15 protein-coding genes and 1 tRNA gene are annotated in these 21,213 nt (G+C 60.9%); 9 read left to right on the plus strand and 7 right to left on the minus strand.

The features are described from left to right. Positions 1–101: 101 nt before the first annotated feature. From ACR0J1_RS04960 to ACR0J1_RS04980, 5 genes are all read left to right on the plus strand, one after another. Positions 102–1,688: an ABC transporter substrate-binding protein gene (locus tag ACR0J1_RS04960; protein WP_480731045.1), complete on the plus strand. Its 1,587-nt coding sequence runs from the start codon at positions 102–104 to the stop codon at positions 1,686–1,688. A gap of 15 nt (positions 1,689–1,703) precedes the next feature. Further along, the gene (locus ACR0J1_RS04965) at positions 1,704–2,660 is read left to right on the plus strand and encodes an ABC transporter permease (RefSeq protein WP_480731047.1); all 957 of its coding nucleotides are present in this window, start codon (positions 1,704–1,706) and stop codon (positions 2,658–2,660) included. Further along, entirely contained in the window at positions 2,657–3,472 is an 816-nt protein-coding gene (locus ACR0J1_RS04970; RefSeq protein ID WP_480731049.1) for an ABC transporter permease, read from the plus strand. Before ACR0J1_RS04965 ends, ACR0J1_RS04970 begins: the two co-directional genes overlap by 4 nt. After that, complete coding sequence (locus ACR0J1_RS04975) at positions 3,469–5,106, plus strand: ABC transporter ATP-binding protein (RefSeq protein ID WP_480731051.1); 1,638 nt, start codon at positions 3,469–3,471, stop codon at positions 5,104–5,106. Before ACR0J1_RS04970 ends, ACR0J1_RS04975 begins: the two co-directional genes overlap by 4 nt. Positions 5,107–5,248: 142 nt before the next feature. After that, on the plus strand, positions 5,249–6,085 hold the full coding sequence (locus ACR0J1_RS04980) for an alkaline phosphatase family protein (RefSeq protein WP_480731053.1): 837 nt from the start codon (positions 5,249–5,251) through the stop codon (positions 6,083–6,085). Between the two features lie 42 nt (positions 6,086–6,127). On the opposite strand, the gene ACR0J1_RS04985 is transcribed toward ACR0J1_RS04980, so the two are convergent. The 5 genes from ACR0J1_RS04985 to ACR0J1_RS05005 all read right to left on the minus strand — a co-directional run bounded on the left by ACR0J1_RS04985 (position 6,128) and on the right by ACR0J1_RS05005 (position 11,952). Further along, positions 6,128–6,796 carry an HAD family hydrolase gene (locus ACR0J1_RS04985; protein WP_480731055.1) on the minus strand — a complete coding sequence of 223 codons (669 nt, stop codon included), beginning with the start codon at positions 6,794–6,796 and terminating at the stop codon, positions 6,128–6,130. 132 nt (positions 6,797–6,928) lie between these two features. Further along, entirely contained in the window at positions 6,929–7,852 is a 924-nt protein-coding gene (locus ACR0J1_RS04990; RefSeq protein WP_480731057.1) for an alpha/beta hydrolase, read from the minus strand. A 15-nt stretch (positions 7,853–7,867) separates the two neighbouring features. Continuing rightward, positions 7,868–9,757, minus strand: a complete 1,890-nt coding sequence (locus ACR0J1_RS04995; protein WP_480731059.1) for an acyl-CoA synthetase — start codon at positions 9,755–9,757, stop codon at positions 7,868–7,870. A 158-nt stretch (positions 9,758–9,915) separates the two neighbouring features. Next, positions 9,916–11,736, minus strand: coding sequence for an ABC transporter transmembrane domain-containing protein (locus ACR0J1_RS05000; RefSeq protein WP_480731061.1), 1,821 nt, complete (start codon positions 11,734–11,736; stop codon positions 9,916–9,918). A 142-nt stretch (positions 11,737–11,878) separates the two neighbouring features. After that, a tRNA-Gly gene (locus ACR0J1_RS05005) sits at positions 11,879–11,952 on the minus strand. A 177-nt stretch (positions 11,953–12,129) separates the two neighbouring features. Here ACR0J1_RS05005 and ACR0J1_RS05010 point away from each other — a divergent pair. Next, positions 12,130–13,773, plus strand: coding sequence for a hypothetical protein (locus tag ACR0J1_RS05010; RefSeq protein WP_480731063.1), 1,644 nt, complete (start codon positions 12,130–12,132; stop codon positions 13,771–13,773). Positions 13,774–13,896: 123 nt separating this feature from the next. Next, a complete protein-coding gene (locus ACR0J1_RS05015) occupies positions 13,897–15,786 on the plus strand; it encodes a PhoX family protein (RefSeq protein WP_480731065.1) in 1,890 nt (629 codons plus the stop codon). Positions 15,787–15,844: 58 nt separating this feature from the next. Here ACR0J1_RS05015 and ACR0J1_RS05020 read toward each other — a convergent pair whose 3' ends face one another. After that, positions 15,845–16,402: a tetratricopeptide repeat protein gene (locus tag ACR0J1_RS05020; protein ID WP_480731067.1), complete on the minus strand. Its 558-nt coding sequence runs from the start codon at positions 16,400–16,402 to the stop codon at positions 15,845–15,847. A gap of 31 nt (positions 16,403–16,433) precedes the next feature. After that, positions 16,434–16,919 carry an Lrp/AsnC family transcriptional regulator gene (locus ACR0J1_RS05025; protein ID WP_480731068.1) on the minus strand — a complete coding sequence of 162 codons (486 nt, stop codon included), beginning with the start codon at positions 16,917–16,919 and terminating at the stop codon, positions 16,434–16,436. A 103-nt stretch (positions 16,920–17,022) separates the two neighbouring features. On the opposite strand from ACR0J1_RS05025, the gene putA reads away from it, so the two are divergent. Together putA and ACR0J1_RS05035 are read left to right on the plus strand one after the other, a co-directional pair. Next, positions 17,023–20,421 (plus strand): bifunctional proline dehydrogenase/L-glutamate gamma-semialdehyde dehydrogenase PutA, encoded by a 3,399-nt coding sequence (putA, locus tag ACR0J1_RS05030; RefSeq protein ID WP_480731070.1) that lies wholly within the window; start codon positions 17,023–17,025, stop codon positions 20,419–20,421. A 42-nt stretch (positions 20,422–20,463) separates the two neighbouring features. Then, positions 20,464–21,207, plus strand: coding sequence for a rhomboid family intramembrane serine protease (locus ACR0J1_RS05035; protein WP_480731072.1), 744 nt, complete (start codon positions 20,464–20,466; stop codon positions 21,205–21,207). Positions 21,208–21,213: the final 6 nt, after the last annotated feature.

The raw sequence follows: 21,213 nt of genomic DNA on the forward strand, positions 1-21,213 counted from the left end.
TTAAACCTTGCCCGGTGGCCCGAAATGCGCGTAACTTGACTCGTGCGTCAATAAAAAGCCCGCCAACGGGCAGACCATCCAACCAACTGGGAGATATCCGGATGAACGAACAACTCACTCACATGGCCGGTCAGGTCACAGCCGGAAAGCTGACCCGCCGCGAATTCATGGGGAAAGCGGCCGCTCTGGGTGTATCCGCGGCGATGGCCAGCACCATGTTTGCCGATGCAGCCCGCGCGGCTGGGCCCAAGAAGGGCGGCGACCTGAAGTTCGGCCTGCAGGGCGGCGAATCCACCAACTCGCTGGATCCGGCGACCTATGCCAGCTCGGTTCCGTTCCAGAACGGCAAACAGTTCGGCGACACTCTGGTCGAGGTTGCCCCCGACGGCACCATCGAGCCGCGCTTGGCCGAAAGTGTCGAAGGTAGTGCCGATGCGAAGGTCTGGACCTTCAAGCTGCGTCAGGGAGTCGAGTTCCACAACGGTAAGACCATGACCAGCGAGGACGTGCTGAAAACGATGCAGCGCCATTCGAACGAGGATTCGAAGTCCGGGGCGCTTGGCATCATGAAGGGCATCGAGTCGATGAAGGCCGATGGCGACAACTTCCAGGTCACATTGACAGAACCCAATGCCGACCTGCCCTACCTGATGGCCGATTATCACCTGATCGTGCAGCCCGATGGCGGCATGGACAACCCCGGCGCGGGCATCGGGACCGGTCCCTACAAACTGGAGGTGGACGAGCCCGGCGTGCGCCACCTGTTCAGCAAGTTCGAAAACCACTGGAACAGCGATTTCGGGAACTTCGACAGTGTCGAGGTTGTTGTGATCAACGACGCGACGGCCCGGACGGCTGCACTGCAATCCGGTCAGGTTCACGCGATCAACCGGGTTGAACCGAAAGTGGCTGACCTGCTGGGCCGTTCGCCCAATCTGACAGTGCATTCCACCGCCGGTCGCGGGCACTACGTGTTCATCATGCATTGCGACACCGCACCGTTTGACAACAATGAACTGCGCACCGCGCTGAAATACGCCATCAACCGCGAAGAACTGGTGGACAAGGTGTTGCGGGGCTATGGCTCGATCGGGAACGACATGCCGGTCAACGCGGCCTATCCGTTGTTTGATGAGACCATCGAACAGCGCGAATTCAGCATCGAAAAGGCCGCCGAGCACTACAAGAAGTCCGGCCATGATGGTTCGCCCATCGTGCTGCGTGTGGCCGATGGCGCCTTCCCGGGTGCGGTCGACGCAGCGGCACTGTTCCAGCAGACGGCAGCTCAGGCGGGCATCCCGCTTGAAATCAAGCGTGAGCCCAATGATGGCTACTGGTCCGAGGTCTGGAATGTGCAGCCCTTCTGCGCGTCCTACTGGGGTGGTCGTCCGGTCCAGGATCAGATGTACGCTACCGCCTATCTGTCGACGGCAGACTGGAACGACACGCGCTTTAAGGTGCAGGCCTTCGACGATATGCTGTTTGCGGCGCGCGCCGAACTGGACTCGGAAAAGCGCAAGGGCATCTACAGCCAGATGGGCCGCATGGTCCGCGACGAAGGCGGCCTGATCTGTCCGATGTTCAACGATTTCGTCGCTGGTATCAGCAATCAGCTGGACGGTTGGGAAACCGACCCGACGCAAGAGATGATGAACGGTCAGGTCTCGCGCAAGATGTGGTTCGTGTAATACGGGCCACGGATAATGCATCCTATCATCAAACTGGTTTCCCAGCGCCTCGCGCTGGGACTCCTTTTGCTGTTTGGCGCTTCGGCCCTGATCTTTGGCATGACCGAAGCCCTTCCCGGAGACGCCGCGCAAGCCGTCCTGGGGCAGTCCGCAACCCCCGAAGCCCTTGCCAACCTGCGCGAAGAGATGGGCCTGAACCGCCCTGCCCTGACCCGCTATTTCGAATGGCTGGGCGGTATCGTTCAGGGTGATCTGGGACAATCCCTGACCAACAAGCTCGACATCGCCGAATCCATCAGCGGCCGTCTGAGCAACACGCTTTTCCTGGCCTTCTGGGCGGCCATCGTGTCGGTCCCGCTGGCCATTTTCCTCGGTCTGCTGGCGGTGCGCTATCGCAACCGCTGGCCCGACAAGCTGATCTCAGCGGTGACGCTGACGACCATTTCGATCCCCGAGTTTCTGATCGGTTACGTGCTGGTCTACTTCATCGCTGTCAAACTGGGCCTGTTCTCACCGCTGGCGATGATCAACGACAGCATGTCGCTGGGGCAAAAGCTGAACTCGATTGCCCTGCCCGTTCTTGTGCTGACCATGGTGGTTCTGGCCCATATGATGCGCATGACGCGGGCCGCGATCCTGAACGTGATGCAGTCGGCCTATGTCGAGACGGCGGAACTGAAGGGCCTGAACAACTTCAAGATCATCTACCGCCATGCACTGCCCAATGCGGTCGCGCCCATCGTCAACGTGGTGATGCTGAACCTGGCCTATCTGGTTGTCGGCGTTGTCGTGGTCGAGGTTGTCTTCGTCTATCCCGGCATGGGGCAGTACCTTGTGGATCACGTCACTAAACGTGACGTTCCGGTGGTTCTGGCCTGCGGCGTGATCTTTGCCGCGATCTATATCGGGCTCAACATGGTCGCTGACATCGTTGCCATTCTGGCCAACCCGAGGCTGAGGCATCCGAAATGAAGAATATCCCAATCTCTGCAATGATCGGGCTGGGCTTTACCGGCTTGTATTTCTTCATCGCGATCTTCGCGCCTCTGCTGGCCCCTTACGGCATGGCCGAGGTGGTCGGCGACGTGTGGGAGCCGTCAAGCTCGCAGTTCTGGCTGGGCACCGACAACATTGGCCGCGATCTTCTCAGCCGCATGATCTATGGCGGGCGCACAACGATCTTCATCGCAACAGCGGCAACGATCCTCAGCTTTGTCACCGGCTCGATCCTGGGCTTTCTGGCCGCCGTGCTGGGCGGCTGGGCCGATCAGGTCATGTCGAGGACAGTGGATCTGATCATGTCGATCCCGACGCTGATCAGTGCCTTGGTGGTTCTGGCCATGGTGCCGGTGACTATCCCGGTTCTGATCATCGTCATGGGCCTGCTGGATTCGACCCGTGTCTATCGTCTGGCCCGCGCGGTCGCGGTGGACATCGCCGTGATGGACTATGTCGAGGCCGCCAAGCTGCGCGGTGAAGGCCAGTCGTGGATCATATTCCGCGAGATTCTGCCCAACGCCCTGTCGCCGCTGGTCGCGGAACTGGGGCTACGCTTCATCTTTGCGGTTCTCTTCGTCTCGACCCTGTCGTTCCTGGGCCTTGGCGTTCAGCCGCCGCTGGCGGACTGGGGCGGCATCGTCAAGGAAAACAAGGACGGCATCGTCTATGGCATCGGCGCGGCACTTTATCCCGCTGTCGCCATCGCCACGCTGGCGATCTCGGTCAACCTTGTGGCGGACTGGGTTTTGAACCGCACCACATCGCTGAAAGGAGGCCGGGGATGAGTGATACCCTTCTCAAGGTCCGCGACCTCAAGATCGGCGCGACCGTCTATCCGCCGGGTGAGAAACCCCATGACATCGAAATCGTGCACGGGGTCAGCTTTGACCTCGAACGCGGCAAGGTGTTGGGGCTGATCGGCGAATCCGGGGCCGGGAAATCGACCATCGGTCTGGCGTCCATGGCCTATGGCCGGGGTGGTGTTGAAATCACCGGGGGCGAGGTCTGGGTCAATGGGCGTGATATTCTGAAAACGTCCCAAGGCGATATCCGCAAACTGCGCGGGGGTGAGGTCACTTATGTGTCTCAGTCCGCCGCGGCGTCCTTCAACCCGGCCAAGAAGATCATGGATCAGGTGGTCGAGGCCGCGGTCGAACAGAAGAAGTTCAGCCGCAAAGAGGCCGAGGCCCGCGCCCGTGAGCTGTTCGCCAAGCTGGGTCTGCCCGACCCGGACAATATCGGTGAGCGATACCCGCATCAGGTCTCGGGCGGGCAGTTGCAACGCTGCATGACGGCGCTTGCCTTGTGCCCTGAACCCGATCTGGTGGTGTTTGATGAACCCACCACGGCGCTGGACGTGACCACGCAGATCGACGTTCTGATGGCCATCAAAGAGGCCATCGCTGATACCGGCGTTGCCGCGCTCTACATCACGCACGACCTGGCGGTCGTGGCGCAGGTGAGCGACGACATCATGGTGCTGCGCATGGGCGATATGGTCGAATACGGGACCACCGATCAGATCATCAACAACCCGCAAGAGGACTATACCAAGGCGCTGGTCTCCGTCCGATCCATCGAGCATGAAGAGAAGCAGCCCACGCCCGAACCGGTGCTGCAGGTCGACGGCATCACCGCACGCTACAAAGGACTGAATTTCGACGTGCTGCACAACGTCAATGTCGAGCTTCATCCGGGACAGACACTGGCGGTTGTGGGCGAATCCGGCTCGGGCAAATCCACATTGGCGCGGGTGATCACTGGGCTGCTGCCGCCCCGCGATGGTGAGATCACATTTGCCGGGCGCAAGCTCAGCCCCGATCTGAAGGGCCGCACCCGCGAGGACCTGCGCGAGTTGCAGATGATCTATCAGATGGCCGATGTGGCGATGAACCCGCGTCAGACCGTCGGCACCATCATCGGCCGTCCGCTAGAGTTCTACTTCAACATGCGCGGCGCGGAAAAGCGCAAGCGGATCATCGAACTGCTGGATGAGATCGAGCTGGGCGAGAAGTTCATGGATCGCTATCCGGCGGAACTGTCCGGTGGTCAGAAACAGCGTGTCTGTATCGCCCGGTCGCTGGCGGCCAAGCCCAAGATGATCATCTGTGATGAGGTCACCTCGGCGCTGGACCCGCTGGTGGCGGATGGCATCCTCAAGCTGCTGCTGGATCTGCAGAAGATCGAGGATGTGGCCTATCTGTTCATCACCCACGATCTGGCCACGGTGCGCGCCATCAGCGACAGCATCGCGGTGATGTATCAAGGCCGCGTGGCGCGGTACGGGTCGAAATCGCAGGTGCTGAGCCCGCCATTTGATGACTATACCGACCTGCTGCTCAGCTCGGTCCCCGAGATGCATCTGGGTTGGCTGGAAGAGGTCGTCGCCCATCGCAAGATGGAAAGCGCCGGGAACTGATCCCCGCGCGGGACGGTTTCATGAAACTTCGAAATCCCGGCACATCGGTGTCGGGATTTTGCCATTCGGGACGCGAACAGGCAGCCGTTGGGCGGCGAATCTCATAGGGTCCCGGGAAGTACGAATTCAGAGAGGCCGTGCCATGGACCGCAAACTTCTTCTCATTGTCCTCGACGGCGTCCCATGGCGCAATTTCCGCCGTCTGTTCGGTAATCTCGAAGGCTGGGTCGACAGTGGTGAGGCGCAAGTCTGGAAGTTGCGCGCGGTTCTACCGTCGACCTCGGCCAGTTGCTACGCCTCGATCCACACCGGGGTCTCCCCGCAGGAACATGGTTGCACCGGCAACGGCAATGTCTTCCGCCTGAGCCATAAGGACGTGTTCAGTCAGGTGCGCGAGGCTGGCGGCGTGACCGGGGCCGTCACCCACAGCTATTGGTCGCAATTCTTTAACCGTCACCCCTTCGACTATGTGCGCGACGTGGAATATGACGAGCCCGAGAGCAAGACTATCAACCACGGCCGCTTCCACTCGATGACCGGGTACAACGTGGCGAACCAGATGACGCCTTGCGACGTAGACCTATTCGCCTCGCTCACCAACCTGTGCCTGCGCTTTGGACTGGACTACGGCATCCTGCACAGCTGCACGCTGGACAGCATGGGGCATCGGTTCTTTCATGATTGCCAAGAGATGGACCACGCCTGTTTCGTGATGGACGAGATGCTGGCCCCCTTTATCCCCCGCTGGCGGCAATTGGGGTACGAAGTGATCGTCACCGCCGACCACGGTCAGGACGAACGCGGCCACCACGGCGGGCGTGGCGCGCTGCAGCAGGAAACGGCGCTGTATTACTTCGGGGACGCGGAGGGCCCTGAGGCGGATGCGGTGATCGATCAGTTGCAACTGGCACCGACGATCCTGACACGGATGGGGGCACCTGTGGCGGGGACGATGAAGGCGGAACCGTTCTTGCGCTGAGGGAACATTCAGTTCAGTTGCATTGCAGAGAAGGCGTCCTGATCAAACAGTTTCTTGCGCGTCAATGAGGCCTATTGAAACCGCGCCGCTTAACAGGTCCGGAGCAATGAGGTGACCCAGAGACCTCAGTTCCTTCGACGGGGAAATCAAGTCAGGAACCTGAACGGTCGTGGCACCTGAAGCGACGGCTGCACGTGTTCCCGTGTCACTGTCTTCGAAAGCAACACAGTCTGAGGCGAGATATCCAAGTTGCATTGCCGCCTTTTGATAGACTTCGGGGTCCGGCTTAAGCCGCGTGACCATATCCCCACCGATCACAAAGTCGAAATATGCAAACAGCCCGGCCGATATTAGGTGCGCACCAGCTGTCTCGACATCCGTCGAAGTTGCAACAGCCAAAGGATGCCCCTTGCCGGAAAGCAATTCTAAGAGCGCAAGAGCGCCATCTTTGACAGGAATCTCATACGCAAGCGCAGCATCAATTCTCCGGTCCCATTCTCTGTTGAACGTATCAAACCCAACCTTGCCGCCAAGGCTGCCGCGAATAATGCGATCCGGTTCGTCCCCCCGCAGTCCAACACATCGCAGAAATGTCTCAGGACTTTCAGACAATGAGAAAGCCCGCCTCGTCGCAACAAAGCAATCAAGACAGACTCTCTCAGTATCCAACAGAAGACCGTCCATATCAAAAATCACTGCAGGCAAAGTCATCAATGGACCATCCATCATACAAGGGAACTTAGAATTTCTGGTCACTTCGTAAACAATCTACTTTCCAAGGCCTTAGAGCGATCTCGACAAACCGTTGGCGACCCAGAAGTAACTCTTGCTTGGACACTCACACTATTCGTATGACCAAATCCCCTGCCCCAGTGCTTCGATCGCGACGGATATCCGCTCAAAGCTGTCTGCGGCGCGGCTGACGGTTGTCCGGGCGCGCAGATAGCCGTGGATCAGGCCGGGTTCGTTGATCCAGTGTGCCTGCCCTCCGGCGGCGGTGATCTGGTTGCAATAGACGGGACCGTCATCGCGCAGCGGATCGCAATCGGCAGTAATAACCACCGTTGGGGGCAGGCCCGAAAAATCGCTGTCCTGCAAGGGTGCAAAGCTGGGGTCGTTGCCAGGCGCATCGCCTCCCCCTCGGAGGGTTTGGTAAAACAGCACATCATCGCGCGTCAGCATCGGGGCGTTGGCGTGTTCGAGATACGAGCCCTGCCCCGTGTCTCCGCCCAGCCCCGGATAGATCAAAACCTGCCCGAGCACATCGCTCAGGCGCCTGCGGCCATGATGCGCAACGGCTGCGGCAAGGTTGCCGCCTGCGCTGTCTCCGGCCAGTACCAATGGGTCGCCGAATTCCTGCACAGCCCAGTTCACGGCTGCCCAGCTGTCCTGAAACTGCGCCGGGTGAGTGTGTTCCGGGCACAACCGATAGTCCACCGAAACGACGCGGTATCCTGTTTGCGCACAGATCTCGGCGCAGACATCGTCATGGCTGTCCAGACCACCGACGACGAACCCTCCGCCGTGGAAATAGATGACGCTGCGGGTTGGATCGCCTGCGGAATAGATGCGGACGGGTACGCCATCTGCGTCGCTGTCCTGCGCATCAACCCCCGGTGGCCGGGGTTGGCGGAAATCCTGACACATCACGTCATAGACGCGGCGTTGATCTTCGATGGACATCCCGACCGCGTCGTCGGGATAGCTTTCGGCGGTGCGACGTATGAACGCCCAGGTTTCTTCGTCGATCAGGCGTTCATAGTCCATTGTTCCTCCCGAGGATTATTCAGACCACTCCCACGGCCGGGTGAATGACCCCAGCACCTTGGCCACATCGTCCTCGGAAGACCCGTTCGCGTCAAGCTGAGCAACAAGGCCGCGTTTCTTGTCGTCAATGACCGAAACGACGCGGGCCGCGACGCCAGCGGTTTCCAACGCGCCGTTGTAGATGCGGGTGATCGCCTGTTTGCGCAGGTCCGGCTTGAACACCTTGCCCACCGCAGTTTTAGGCAATTCATCCAGAATGGTCATGTGCTTGGGTTGAGCCGCACGTTCATGCACGTGGACCTTGCAATACTCCATCAACTCTTTTTCGGTGGCCGAAGCGCCCTCAATCAATTCGACGAAAGCACAGGGCACTTCGCCGGAATGCGCGTCGGGCTGGCCGATGGCACCGGCAAAGGCGACGGCTTCGTGACCCAGCAACGCCTCTTCAATCTCGGCAGGGTCGATATTGTGGCCGCCGCGTATGATCAGGTCCTTGGCGCGACCTGTGATCCACAGATAGCCATCCTCGTCAAACCGGCCCAGATCGCCAGTGCGCAAGTATTTGTCGAAGTGATAGAGGTTCGTGTTCTTGTCAGCCTCGGTATAGGTGTTGCCTGGGTAGACACCGGGGTTCGAGATGCAGATCTCGCCGATCTCGTCAGCGCCGCATTCCTTGGGTCCGTCCGGTCCGTCCTGCAGGATTTTGACATCCGTATAGGGGAAGGGAATACCGATCGAACCGATCTTTTTCTCACCATCCACCGGGTTGCAGGAGACCAGACAGGTGGCCTCGGTCAAGCCATACCCTTCGACGATCGTTACACCCGTGGCCTCTTCGAAGCGACGGAACAGTTCGACCGGCAGCGGGGCCGAGCCCGAGAAAGCGGTTTTCACGCTTGAGATATCGGCATCCACCGGGCGCTGCATCTTGGCTGATATCGCGGTGGGCACCGTGATGATGAATGACACCTTCCATCGCTCAATCAGTTTCCAGAAATTGTCGAACACCCCATCGCCGCGATACCCCGCTGGCGTCGGGAAGATCACATGCGCACCCGAGGACACAGCCGCCATCACGATCACATGCACCGCAAAGACGTGGAACATCGGCAACGGGCACATGATCACATCGTTTTCGTCAAACAACAGCGTCTGACCCAGCCATCCGTTATAGATCAGGCCCGAGTATTTGTGTTGCGCCACTTTCGGCATACCGGTCGTGCCGCCGGTGTGGAAGTAACACGCGACGCGGTCTTCGGTACTGTCCTCGAAATTCAGTGTTTTCGGCTGCTTATTCAACTCGACATTGAAGCTCTTGTAGTCCGCATGGGCCAGTTTTTCCTTGTCGCCCATCTTGGGTCGCAGGAACGGGACCAGCCAGGATTTGGGCGGCGTCAAATAGCGGTTCAGGTCAATCTCGAGGATGGTGTTGACCCTAGGCGCGTGGCGCACGGCCTCTTCGACCTTCTGGGCCACGTCCGTCTTGGGGAAGGACTTCAGCGTGACCACGACCTTCGCCTTCGTCTCACGCAGGATCGCCGCGATCTGCTCGGGCTCAAGCAGCGGGTTGATCGGATTCACGATACCTGCAACCGCACCGCCCATCATGGTGACCAGCGTCTCGTTACAATTGGGCAGCACATAAGCCACCACATCCTTTTCGCCCACACCCAACGAGCGGAACAGGTTCGCAGCCTGATTAACCTGCCCCAAAAGCTCGGACCATGTCAGCGTCTCGGCCTTGTCGGTCGGACCGGACAGCAACTGAAAGCTGATCGCCTTGTGGTTCGGGAACTTACCCGCCGTCCGAGACAACAACTGATGGAACGTGGTGGGCACGTCCCGGTCTTCCCACGCCATCTCCTGCTCGATGCGTGCCCTGTCTTCGAATCCCACAAAGGCCATGTGGCTCCTCCCCTGATCTCTCCCGTGTTTTGCACGGGCTTGTTTGTCACCTCCAAGATGGAAGCAAAACACAGCACGCGCAAGCAAGGGCTTAGCGATCAGGTCAGGTAAAATGTAGAATGACGCTACGGCGAAACGAGATGTGCCGGAGCGTCACTTTATTCTGCTGCCACCCCATCGGTGAATTGCAGACGTGCCAACCGCGCATAGAGCCCGTCCTGTGCCACCAGATCATCATGGGTGCCCTGCGCCACGATGCGCCCAGCCTCAAGCACGATAATCCGGTCGGCTTTCTTCACGGTCGCCAAACGATGGGCTACGATCAGGGTTGTTCGCCCGGCCCGCATGGTGTCGACGGCGCCTTGAACCGCACGCTCACTTTCCGCATCCAAAGCCGAGGTCGCCTCGTCCAGCAGCAGTACCGGCGCGTCGCGCAGGATGGCCCGCGCGATGGCGATGCGTTGTTTCTGTCCGCCAGACAACATCACCCCGCGTTCGCCAACAAAGCTGTCATAACCTTCAGGCAGGGCCGCAATGAAGTCGTGCGCTGCAGCCGCGCGTGCGGCGGCTTCGACCTCGGCATCCGAGGCGTCAAGGCGGCCAAAACGGATATTCTCGCGCGCCGAGACGGCAAAGATCACCGGGTCCTGCGGGACCAGCGCCATGTGTTGGCGAAAATCAGCGCGGTTCAGACTGCGCAGGTCCAACCCGTCAAGGCTGACCTGCCCCGCGTCGGGGTCATAGAACCGTTGGATCAACTGGATCACGGTTGTCTTGCCCGCGCCGGACGGGCCGACAAAAGCCACGGTTTCCCCCGGTTTGATCTGCAGCGAGAACTGATCCAGCGCCACGATGTCGGGGCGCGCGGGATAGTGGAACGTCACATCGTCAAAGCGCAGCTCGCCGCGCAGGGGCGCAGGCAGGGCTTTGGCTTGTGACGGATCGTTGACCGTGTCCTGTGCGTTCAGCAGTTCCACCAGACGCTCGGTGGCCCCCGCTGCACGCTGCAATTCGCTCCAGATTTCCGACAAGGCGGCGACCGAACCCGCCATGATGATCGAATAGATCACGAACTGGATCAGAACGCCTTCGGTCATGATCCCGTTGCGCACATCATTCGCGCCCATCCACAGGACACCAACAATGCCCGAGAAAACCAGAAAGATCACAATTACGGTCAGCACAGCCCGAGTATGGATGCGGCGCAGAGAAACTTCGTACGAAGTTTCTGTCATCGCGGCGAACTGGGTTCGGCTGGCCTGTTCATGGGTAAAAGCCTGCACGGTCTGAACCGCGCCCAGCGCCTCGCCCGCATTGCCCGATGAGGCGGCGATCCAGTCCTGATTTTCCCGGCTGATCACCCGCAACCTGCGCCCCAACACCAGAATCGGAACGATAACCACCGGGATCAGCAACAACACCAGCCCGGTCAGCTTGGCCGAGGTCAGCAGCATAAGCACCAACCCGCCCACGAACATCAGAAGATTGCGCAAGGCGATCGACACCGATGAGCCCAGCACCGACTGGATCAGGGTGGTATCGGTGGTGATGCGGCTCAGGACTTCTCCGGTCATGATGCGTTCGTAAAACTCGGGGCTCATCCCGATCACGCGGTCAAACACGGCCTTGCGGATGTCGGCCACCACACGCTCACCCAGCCGGGTCACCAACGCATAGCGGATGCCCGTGCCGATGGCGAGGATACCGGCGATGCCGAGGGCTGCCAGAAAGTACCAATCCAGCAGTTCTCCGTCTTCGATGCGGAAATTGTCGACCACGCGACGCACGGCCAGCGGCAGCGTCAGCGTCATGCTGGCCGTCAGGATCAGCGCCAGCGTCGCGCCGATCATCAGCAGCCGGTAGGGCTTCATAAACGGCCAAAGCGATCTCAGGACGCCGATTTTCTTGGATGCGGCCCGTTCTTCATTGGCGCCGGGCGCCGGTGTGTTCGCTGGACTGGCGGAGCGTGTTCTTGCCATGTCTGGCCCTTGTGTCGTGGTCGTCGCCCGGATCAGGCATCAATCCACGCTTCTTGGCGGCACAGGCCCCTGGGGTCAAGCTTTGGGCGCAAATCGGGCCATAATCCGGGCCTTTTGACGCAATCATCTTGTGGAGAAGGACTGGAGCGGGCGGCGGGAATCGAACCCGCGTCATTAGCTTGGAAGGCTAAGGTCTTACCACTACACAACGCCCGCTCAGCACTAGGGCTGACTATTCCATGCGCCAGCAGGCGTCAAGAAGCGAAATCACCCGTTTGCTGGGTTTTGCCGGCGCGGGCTTTCCCGCCTCCGACAGCGATCACGAAAAGGTGTTATGGTGCAGTAATCCGCGCGCCAGTAGCGCATCGGCGGATGTATTGTGGGGGATTTGAGATGACTGACTTTAACCTCGGCACATATCGCCGTGCCATTACCACGTCTTCAACAGACGCTCAGCAGCAATTCGATCAGGGGCTGATCTGGCTGTTCGGCTACAATCACGAAGCGGCTGCCGCTTGTTTCGAAAAAGCTATCGAACATGACCCGGGCTGCGGCATGGCGCATTGGGGTGTCGCCTATGCCATTGGCCCCAACTACAACAAACCATGGGAATTTTTCGAACCTGACGAGAGGGTGGCAACGCTTGAGCGGGCCCATAAAGCCATCGCCGACGCCATGGCCCTGCGCAGCACGGTCACACCGGTCGAGGCTGCAATGATCGAGGCGATCTCGCACCGTTTCCCCACCGATCCCGCGATCGAGGATTACGGTCCGTGGAACGACGCCTTTTCGGATTCGATGCGCAAGGTTTATGCCGATCATTCCGGCGATCTGGACGTTGCTGCGGTCTTTGCCGAAGCCATGATGAACCGCACACCCTGGCAGCTCTGGGACCTCAAGGGGGGCGTCCCGGCAGAAGGGGCCTCGACAACCGACGCGCAGGCGGTGCTCGAAACGGCGTTCGACACCCTGCCCGGCGCGTGGGATCATCCCGGCCTGCTGCATATGTACATCCACCTGATGGAGATGTCGCCGACCCCCGAAAAGGCGTTGCGGCATGGCGACCGGCTGGTCGATCTGGTGCCCGAAAGTGGACATCTGGTGCATATGGCCACGCACATTGATGTGCTGTGCGGCGACTATCAGAACGTCGTCTGGCGCAATCACCGCGCGGCCCAGGTCGACAAGAAATACGAGGCGATGGCGGGGGGTGAGAACTTCTATACCGTCTACCGCGTCCACAACGTGCATTTCGAGGCTTACGGTGCCATGTTCCTCGGCCAGCCGGACAAGGCACTGGCTGCGTCCGAGGAGCTGATGCGGATGCTGCCCGACAACGTGGTCCGGTTCTTTCCCGACCTGTTCGAATCCTTCTATGGCAAGAAAATCCACGTCATGGTCCGGTTCGGCATGTGGCAGCAGATACTGGACGAACCGATGCCAAAGGACGCGGAACTTTATAGCTATACCGCCGCCGCCATCCATCAGGCACGCGCCGTGGCGATGGCCAATCTGGGCCGCGAAGCCGACGCCAGGGCCGAGCGTGAACGGGCGGTTCAGGCCCGCAAGGCCGTGCCCGAAAGCCGTCTGGTGTTCAACAACACTGCCGACGATGTTCTGCTGATTGGTGAGGCGATGATGGATGGTGAGATCGCGTTCAAATCCGGCGACCAAGAAGGCGGTCTGGCGCATCTGCGCCGCTCGGTCGAACTGGATGACAATCTGGTCTATGACGAGCCCTGGGGCTGGATGCAGCCCACCCGGCACGCCCTCGGCGCGCTGCTGATGGAGGCCGGACAGTTCACCGAGGCCGAGGCGGTCTATCGCGCCGATCTGGGGTTGGACGACACGCTGGCCCGCGCCTGTCAGCACCCGGGCAATATCTGGAGCCTGCACGGCCTGCATGAATGCCTTGTCCGCCGCGGTGAAGATACCGAGGCCCGCCACATCAAGCTGCAACTGGATCAGGCCGCCGCGCGGGCGACGGTGCCGATTCACGCCTCATGCTATTGCCGCAGCAAGGCGCAGGCTGCCTGACACCGCATGGGTCAAGCGATAAGCCGCTTGGCCCATGATCCGATCCCGCCGGCTGTTATTCTCCTGTCATATTTCCGCCCTAGATGGTCCGAAAGTTTCACTTCAGACAGCGCGGAGCTATCCATGACCGACATCGACCCCACCACATTGTCCGCAGACGATTGGGACGAACTGAACTTCCCCCGCCCCAAAGAAAACGACTTTGACCGCGTGGTCGAAAGCGCCATCTCACGCCGAGGGTTTCTGGCCGGTGTTGTGGCCTTTGGTTCGGGTGCTGCGGCCATGGGCGCGGGCCTGATGGGCTCGACCTCGGCGCAGGCACAGGCAGCGTCGCGCTTTGCCTTCACCCCGATCCCTGCCCAGACCGATGGCACCGTGCATGTGCCGGAAGGCTATGAGTGGAAGATGCTGATGCGCTGGGGCGATCCGCTGTTTTCCGAGGCTGATGGCTATGATCTGACCGATGGCGGCACGGTCGAGAATTCGGACAAGGTCTTTGGTGAGAACACCGACGGGATGGAGACGTTCTCGTTCCAGGGTCGCGAGTTGATTGCGATCAACCATGAATATCCGAACCGAAAGATCAACCTGCCTGCCACGCAGGAAGGTGTACCCGCAAACGCCGGAGACGTCCTGAAATTCCAGAACATTCAGGGCGTCACAGTGATGGAGATCGCGGAAGGCCCCGAAGGCTGGTCCGTGGTGAAAGACAGCCCCTTCAACCGCCGCATCCACCACAACACCCCGATGAAAATCGTCGGCCCCGCCGCCGGTCATGATCTGCTGAAGACCGAGGCCGACCCGACCGGCACCGCCTCGCTGGGTACGATGAACAACTGCGGTTCGGGCAAGACACCGTGGGGTACCTATCTGACCTGCGAAGAGAACTTTAACGGCTACTTTGGCTCGTCGGACGAAAACGCCAGCTATGACCCCAAGGTCGCAGACGGCATGAAACGCTATGGCATCAAAGCCGAAAGCTGGAACGGGTATGAGTTGTTCGATCCGCGCTTTGACACCTCGAAAAACCCCAACGAGCCGCACCGTGCGGGCTGGATCGTTGAGATTGACCCGACCAAGCCGGACAGCACGCCCGTCAAGCACACCGGTCTGGGCCGTTTCAAACACGAGAATGCCGAAGTCGCTCTGGCTGCCGATGGTCGCGTCGTTGTCTATATGGGCGACGATGAACGTGGCGAATACCTCTACAAGTTCGTCTCGAACGCGGCCTATGCCCCCGGTGTCGACACCGAGGCGCTGCTGAACGACGGCACGCTCTATGTTGCGAAGTTTAACGACGACATGAGCGGCGAGTGGCTGCCCCTGACGCCGGAAACCACGGGTATGGAGGCCGCTGAGATCCTGATTTTCACCCGCATGGCTGCATCGGCGGCGAGTGGCACCACCATGGATCGCCCGGAATGGGTGGCCTCAAGCCCTGTCGCGGTCGAGGCCTATTGCTGCCTGACCAACAACAAGAACCGTGGTGTAAAGCCGAATGCGGGTGGCGACGATACCTCGGCCAACGGCCCCAACCCGCGCGATGCTAACAAATACGGCCAGATCGTGCGCTGGCGTCCGGCACAGGATGATCACGCTGCCACCGGTTTCGACTGGGATCTCTATGTCATGGCGGGCAACCCGACCGTGCATTCGGACGACAAGGCCGGATCGGCCAACGTGAATGAGGGCAACCTGTTCAACTCGCCCGACGGTATGGCCATCGATTCAACCGGTCTGGTCTGGATCCAGACAGACGGCAATGACGACAACGAGGAAGACTTCGCAGGAAACGGCAACAACCAGATGCTGGTTGGCGACCCCGTGACCGGCGAGATCGTGCGCTTCATGACCGGCCCGAACGGGTGCGAGGTCACTGGTCTGGCATGGTCGACCGACCTGCGCACGATGTTTGTCGGCATCCAGCATCCGGGCAGCAACTGGCCCGATGGCGGCACACCACGTTCGTCTGTGATTGCGATCAAGCGCACCGATAACGGGCTGGTTGGCTAAGCACTTTGCATCTTAGGACGCCCCTGAACGCTGGTTCGGGGGCGTCTTTCGTTCCGGGTCAGATGTCTTCTCCCGGCGGATCAAGCAGACCACCCGGCGCAAGCAGCGCGCGTTCGGACAGCCACGGGTTCAGCTCAAGTGCATAGGTCAACGCCTCCCGCGCCTCCTCCAACCGCTTCAGCCCCAGCAACGACAACGCCCGCCCGCTGAGCGCGGCCACATGGTTCGGCGATAGCGCAATCGCCCGGTCTAGATCGACAAGGGCCGCGCCGTAATCCTGCTGCAGATAATAGGCAAACGCCCGCTGGTTATATCCTTCGGCAAAGTCGGGGCAGTAGGCGACCAGAGCGTCAAACTCGGCCAGCGCACCGGCCAGATCCCACGCCTCGCGCAGCGCCATGCCGCGATCCAGCAGGGTTTGCGACCGCGCATCCGGCGCATCAGTCCACAACTGCCACATCTGACCGGAAATACCCCGCGCCTCACCCTCGGTCGCCGCCCCCTGAGCCTGCGCGATCAGGGCGTCGATGCCCGAGATGTGATCCGGGGCCGCCGGACACTCGGCCGCGGCCTGTGCGGCAGCAACCATAAGAACAAGAACGGATGCAAGTTTCATCCCCTCTAACCTGATCCCCGAAATGTTCAGGTCAACTGCTTTCTAGCGGCCCCAGCAACCCGGCCTCTTTCACCGCCTCCATCGCCACGAAGGTCGACGTACTGGCCACATGCGGCAGGGATGAGATTTTCTCGGCCAGCACAGCGCGGTATTCCGACATAGAACGCGTACGGATTTTCAGCAGATAGTCGAAATTCGACGCGATCATATGCGCTTGTTCGATCTCGGCGATGCGGCGCACGGCAGCATTGAACTCGGCCAACGCCTTTTCGCGGGTATCGGTCAGGCGCACCTCGACAAAGGCTACATGGTCCAGCCCCAGACGGATCGGATCCAGCATGGCGCGATAGCCGGTGATGACCCCGTCAGCCTCAAGCCGCTTGAGCCGCGCTTGCGTGGGCGATTTCGACAGCCCAATCCGGCGCGCCAAATCAGCCACCGAAATCCGGCCATCTTCGGCCAGCGCCATCAGGATCGCCTGATCGAAACGATCCAAGCCAGATAAGTCCTTTTGCACTCCATACCTCCCAAAAATCAGTTCATACGACCAGAAAAGCCGAAATTTCAGGCCGTTCTCCTGCTGAGCGATAGATATATTAGGCAAAACCTCCGGAGTACATATGTCACACAGTCTGCGCACCAAAATCGACACTCAAACCTATGTCGACCCAGCCACCGTTCTGGACGCCCTGATCGCTCAGGCCGATCTTGCGCCAGCCGACCGCACGGCCATCTGCGCGGCCGCGGCCCAGTTGGTGCGTGACATCCGCTCCAGCACCTCGCCCGGCATGATGGAGGTGTTTCTGGCTGAATATGGCCTGTCCACCGACGAAGGCGTTGCGCTGATGTGTCTGGCCGAAGCGCTGTTGCGGGTGCCCGATGCCGATACCATTGATGCGCTGATCGAGGACAAGATCGCGCCCTCGGACTGGGGCAAGCATCTGGGGCAGTCATCGTCGTCGCTGGTGAACGCCTCAACCTGGGCGCTGATGCTGACGGGGCGGGTTCTGGACGAAGACAAAGCCTCGCCCGTCGGCGCGCTGCGCGGTGCGATCAAGCGTCTGGGTGAGCCGGTGATCCGCACCGCGGTCAGCCGCGCGATGAAGGAAATGGGTCGTCAATTCGTGCTGGGCGAAACCATCCAGTCAGCCATGAAGCGCGCCAAGGGGATGGAGGATAAGGGCTACACCTATTCCTACGACATGCTGGGCGAGGCCGCCCGGACCGAGGCCGACGCCGCCCGCTATCACCTGTCCTATTCCCGCGCCATTGCCGCTATTGCCGAAGCGTGCATCCATAAGGACATCCGCGAAAACCCTGGCATCTCGGTCAAGCTGTCAGCGCTGCATCCGCGTTATGAACTGGCGCAAGAACAGCGGGTGATGGACGAACTGGTCCCTCGTCTGCGCGCGCTGGCTTTGCTGGCTAAGGCGGCGGGCATGGGCCTGAACGTCGACGCGGAAGAGGCCGACCGCCTGTCCCTGTCGCTGCAGGTCATCGAAGAGGTCATGGCCGAGCCTGCGCTGGCAGGTTGGGACGGGTTCGGCGTCGTCGTACAAGCCTACGGCCCGCGCGCCGGGCTGGTTTTGGACACGCTCTATGAGATGGCTGAACGTCATGACCGCAAGCTGATGGTGCGGCTGGTAAAGGGCGCGTATTGGGATACCGAGATCAAGCGCGCTCAGGTCGAAGGCGTCGATGGGTTTCCGGTCTTCACCCAGAAAGCTGCAACGGATGTGTCTTACATCGCCAATGCCCGCAAACTGCTGGGCATGACCGACCGCATCTATCCGCAATTCGCCACCCATAACGCCCATACGGTCAGCGCCATCCTGCATATGGCCGATGACCAGCCCTTCGAATTCCAACGCCTGCACGGGATGGGCGAGACCCTGCATCAGATTGTGCGCGATCAGCAGACCTCACGCTGCCGCATCTACGCGCCTGTCGGGGCGCATCGGGACCTGCTGGCCTATCTGGTGCGGCGTCTGCTGGAAAACGGGGCGAACTCGTCCTTCGTGAACCAGATCGTGGATGAGGACGTCGCCCCCGAAACCGTCGCCGCCGACCCGTTCGTGTTGGTGCAGACACCCGCCGCGCCGCTGCCAACCGGGCCCGAGCTGTTTGCGCCTGAACGCCCGAACTCGAAAGGGTTCGATCTGCACCACACTCCTACGCTGGACCGGATCGACGTCGCGCGCGATGCGTTCCGCGCCCATCACTGGTACGCGCGGCCCTTGTTGTCCGATGACGCCCAACCCTTGGCTGATGTCCCGGTAATCAACCCCGCGCAACCGCAGGACCGCCCCGGCTCGGTCGCCGCAGCCAGCCCCGAGGATGTGGAACTGGCACTGGCCAGCGCCTGCCCGTGGCAAGCCCCGGCTGCGTCCCGCACCGCCGCGCTCAATAAGGCCGCTGATCTGTATGAGGCGCATTTCGGTGAACTGTTCGCCCTGCTCGCCCGCGAGGCCGGAAAGTCCCTGCCCGATGCGGTGGCCGAACTGCGCGAAGCGGTGGATTTCTTGCGTTATTATGCGGCCAACATTCCGGCCGCCAAACCCGCCGGGATCTTCACCTGTATCAGCCCGTGGAACTTCCCGCTGGCGATCTTCACAGGGCAGATTTCGGCGGCACTTGCCACCGGTAACGCCGTGCTGGCCGCCCCGGCCCCACAAACGCCGCTGATCGCGTACCGCGCTGTCCAGTTGCTGCACGAGGCGGGCGTTCCGCGCGATACGCTGCAACTGTTGCCCGGCGGTCCGACTGTGGGCGCGGCGCTGACATCGGACGGGCGCGTCTCGGGCGTGGCCTTTACCGGCTCGACGGCCACAGCTTTGAAAATCCGCTCGGCCATGGCCCAGCACATGCGCCCCGGTACACCGCTGATTGCTGAGACCGGTGGCCTGAACGCCATGATCGTCGACAGCACCGCCCTGCCGGAACAAGCCGTACAGTCGATCATCGAAAGCGCATTCCAGTCCGCAGGTCAACGCTGCTCGGCCCTGCGCTGCCTCTATCTGCAGGAGGACATCGCCGAGGACGTTCTAACCATGCTGCAAGGCGCAATGGACGCCCTGAACGTCGGTGAGCCGTGGCTGATCTCAACCGATTGCGGCCCGGTCATCGACGAGCAAGCCCGACAAGGCATCGCGGATCACGTCGCCAAAGCCCGCGCCGAGGGTCGGGTTCTGAAAGAAATGCCCACACCACCCGAGGGCACGTTCATCGCGCCCACCCTGATCGAAATCCCGGGCATCTCGGCGCTGGAACGCGAAATCTTCGGCCCGGTGCTGCATGTCGCGCGTTTCAAGGCGCAGGAGATCGACAAGGTCATCGCAGATATCAACGCCACCGGCTATGGCCTGACCTTCGGCCTGCACACCCGCATCGACGACCGGGTCCAGCATGTGACCGAGGCCATTCACGCGGGCAACATCTATGTCAACCGCAACCAAATCGGCGCGATCGTGGGCTCTCAGCCCTTCGGTGGTGAGGGTCTGTCGGGCACAGGCCCCAAGGCAGGTGGACCGAACTACATGGCTCGGTTCTGTGCGCCGGATCGGCAGACAAGTTCGACGAACTGGGAAACGGGCGCAGAACCCGGCGCCCCTGAGGGCCAGCCCGCCCCGCCGCGCACCCAGACTCTGCCCGGCCCCACCGGGGAATCGAACCGCCTTACGGAATACGCCCGCGCGCCGCTGTTGTGCATGGGCCCGGGCGCAGAGACCGCGCAAGCGCAGGCCGATGCGGTCAAGGCTCTGGGCGGGACGGCGATCCGGATGACCGGGGCGCTGGATTTGCACCGGCTGGAAAACCTGACCGGATTTGCGGGCGTTCTGTGGTGGGGGGACGACGACATCGCCCGCCAGATCGAACAGCATCTGGCACGGCGCGATGGCCCGATCATCCCGCTGATCCCCGGCAAACCCGACCGCGCGCGGGTTCTGGGCGAACGTCATGTCTGCGTCGACACCACCGCCGCCGGAGGCAACGCCGCCCTTTTGGGAGGTGCGGCATAACCGGACCTTGACGCTGGGCAGTGAAAAGCCCAGCGTCGCGCCATGTTTCCGATCCGTGACCATAACCCCTCGGGGCGTACTCCGTTCGTTGTTTACGCCCTGCTGGCCGCCAACATCCTGATCTTCCTCAGCTATGTGGGGATCATGGAGGATGCACGGCTGCTCAGCCGGTTCTATTTCGACTATGCCGTCATTCCCGCGCGTATCTCGGACGGCTTTGCGCTTGAAACGCTCGTCACCTCGATGTTCCTGCACGGGGGGTGGATGCATCTGGCCGGAAACATGCTGTTTCTGTGGATATTCGGCGACAACCTCGAAGACGAGATGGGGCACCTGCCGTTCCTGCTGTTCTACCTGCTGGCCGGTGTCGGTGCGGGATTGATCCATGTGGTCTCGGCCCCAGGTTCTGTGGTTCCCACGATCGGAGCATCAGGCGCGATTGCCGGGGTGATGGGCGGCTATCTGCTGCTGTTCCCCAAGGCGCGCGTGGATATCCTGCTGATCCTGATCGTCTATTTCCGCGTCTTCACCATCCCTGCTTTTGTCATGCTGGGCGTTTGGCTGGGTCTTCAGTTCATGGGCAGCCTGTCCAGCGACCCCGATCAGGGCGGCGTCGCCTATTGGGCTCATACCGGAGGGTTCTTTGTCGGGCTGATCCTGTGCATTCCGCTATGGTTGAAGCGCGGCGGGACCGAGTTCTGGAATCGCACGCACGGCCATCCGCCGCATCCCGAGCACAAATACAAACTGTCCCCGTCGCGCATCCCGAAAGTGCCCCGACGCTGACGCGCC

This window comes from Ruegeria sp. CJ3 (assembly GCF_056536725.1).

Bases quoted from the DNA above. Each gene is read 5' to 3' on its own strand.
- ACR0J1_RS04960 (WP_480731045.1), top strand. From the start codon at position 102: ATGAACGAACAACTCACTCACATGGCCGGTCAGGTCACAGCCGGAAAG.
- ACR0J1_RS04965 (WP_480731047.1), top strand. From the start codon at position 1,704: ATGCATCCTATCATCAAACTGGTTTCCCAGCGCCTCGCGCTGGGACTC.
- ACR0J1_RS04970 (WP_480731049.1), top strand. From the start codon at position 2,657: ATGAAGAATATCCCAATCTCTGCAATGATCGGGCTGGGCTTTACCGGC.
- ACR0J1_RS04975 (WP_480731051.1), top strand. From the start codon at position 3,469: ATGAGTGATACCCTTCTCAAGGTCCGCGACCTCAAGATCGGCGCGACC.
- ACR0J1_RS04980 (WP_480731053.1), top strand. From the start codon at position 5,249: ATGGACCGCAAACTTCTTCTCATTGTCCTCGACGGCGTCCCATGGCGC.
- ACR0J1_RS04985 (WP_480731055.1), bottom strand. From the start codon at position 6,796: ATGACTTTGCCTGCAGTGATTTTTGATATGGACGGTCTTCTGTTGGAT.
- ACR0J1_RS04990 (WP_480731057.1), bottom strand. From the start codon at position 7,852: ATGGACTATGAACGCCTGATCGACGAAGAAACCTGGGCGTTCATACGT.
- ACR0J1_RS04995 (WP_480731059.1), bottom strand. From the start codon at position 9,757: ATGGCCTTTGTGGGATTCGAAGACAGGGCACGCATCGAGCAGGAGATG.
- ACR0J1_RS05000 (WP_480731061.1), bottom strand. From the start codon at position 11,736: ATGGCAAGAACACGCTCCGCCAGTCCAGCGAACACACCGGCGCCCGGC.
- ACR0J1_RS05010 (WP_480731063.1), top strand. From the start codon at position 12,130: ATGACTGACTTTAACCTCGGCACATATCGCCGTGCCATTACCACGTCT.
- ACR0J1_RS05015 (WP_480731065.1), top strand. From the start codon at position 13,897: ATGACCGACATCGACCCCACCACATTGTCCGCAGACGATTGGGACGAA.
- ACR0J1_RS05020 (WP_480731067.1), bottom strand. From the start codon at position 16,402: ATGAAACTTGCATCCGTTCTTGTTCTTATGGTTGCTGCCGCACAGGCC.
- putA (WP_480731070.1), top strand. From the start codon at position 17,023: ATGTCACACAGTCTGCGCACCAAAATCGACACTCAAACCTATGTCGAC.
- ACR0J1_RS05035 (WP_480731072.1), top strand. From the start codon at position 20,464: ATGTTTCCGATCCGTGACCATAACCCCTCGGGGCGTACTCCGTTCGTT.